At 31.1% G+C, this 1,304-nt stretch carries 1 protein-coding gene; it reads left to right on the top strand.

The window, feature by feature from the left end:
* Positions 1–296: 296 nt before the first annotated feature.
* Positions 297–1,262, top strand: a complete 966-nt coding sequence (locus C232_RS0118260; protein ID WP_018665547.1) for a hypothetical protein — start codon at positions 297–299, stop codon at positions 1,260–1,262.
* Positions 1,263–1,304: the final 42 nt, after the last annotated feature.

Here is a 1,304-nt window from a genome sequence, read left to right on the forward strand (position 1 = left end):
AATTATACCGAGTTTCCAGTGTTCATGCTTTTATTTTTGCTCTAAACCCTTGTAAGACAAGTAATGAGAATGAATTTTAGTGTTTCAAGTTTTAGCATGTTATTAGTCAATCGCAGCGGAACAGGGTAAACTAAAAATACGATAACCCTTGGAGATTTTCTCCTCCTTTACTTTGCAGATAAGAGGATACAATAAAATCCCATAAAAATGTTATCTTTTTTTGATTTTTCACAGAGAACTTTTCATTCTACAGAACATATAACTACAAGTAAAATCCTTGGGATAAAAAAAGATAAATGAAACGGTTATGGCTTTTTCTTGGCATTATACTCATCATTATGGTTATAGCAATCAATAATTGGTTAGGTTATTTACTGATCCTTATGTTGGTTTTTCTTATTATGTACTCAAGTATCATAATCCATGAAATAGGGCATCTAATAGCTGGGCTACTTCTTCGTTACAAATTTCTTTTTTTGATTTTGGGGCCTTTCGTTATTTCAAAAGAAAATGGTAACTTGACGGTAAGAATCAATAAAAATAATACTAACTGGGGTCAATGTGGCATGTTGCCGAACTTTGAGAATTATGATATTGACCGCAAAAAATATATTCTGTGCTTAGCATCAGGAAGTATTGCAAATACATTTACAATATTATTATCTATTGCATTTTACTTTACTTCAAATAATTTATTATGGCTTATTTTAATCATTACTCACTTTTTTGTTGGTGTCTTAGCAATTGCTCCAATTCGTTCCGATGGTATTTATTATACTGACGGTCTGGCAATTAAGATTCTGACTAGTCATACGGAAACTAGCGAGTTCTATTATGACTTATTAAAAATATCTTATTCTCTGCTATTTAAAAAAGCTCTAAAAACAAAGGATAACGATACTTTTGAAAACATCGAAATGAAATGCATGAATATTTCAAATAGACAATTCATGGATAAAAACAGTACGCAACGAGAGATAGTAACCTATTTACTGTATGAATTAATAACCTGGCATTTGATTAATGGAAGATTTCAAAGGTGTATTCAACTGCTTCATCCATTTATAAAAAATAATTACTTAAGCGGTATGCTGAAGGAAGAGCTGATCATCTCTTATTTATATGCAAAATTGGCTGTCGAAAAGAAATTTGAAGAGCCCCCTCTTCAACTTAATTTTACAAAATCAAATTTTCATTCCATTCCTAAAATTAGGTCAAGTCTTTTTTTTGTGTGTAAATTCCTCTCAGTCGGGATAGAGTAATTAACCCGAATAAATGTCTGTCGCTTTGTTGGATTGGTCAGA

Origin of the sequence: Heyndrickxia acidiproducens DSM 23148 (genome assembly GCF_000374345.1) — a bacterium.
GTDB lineage: Bacteria > Bacillota > Bacilli > Bacillales > Bacillaceae_C > Weizmannia > Weizmannia acidiproducens.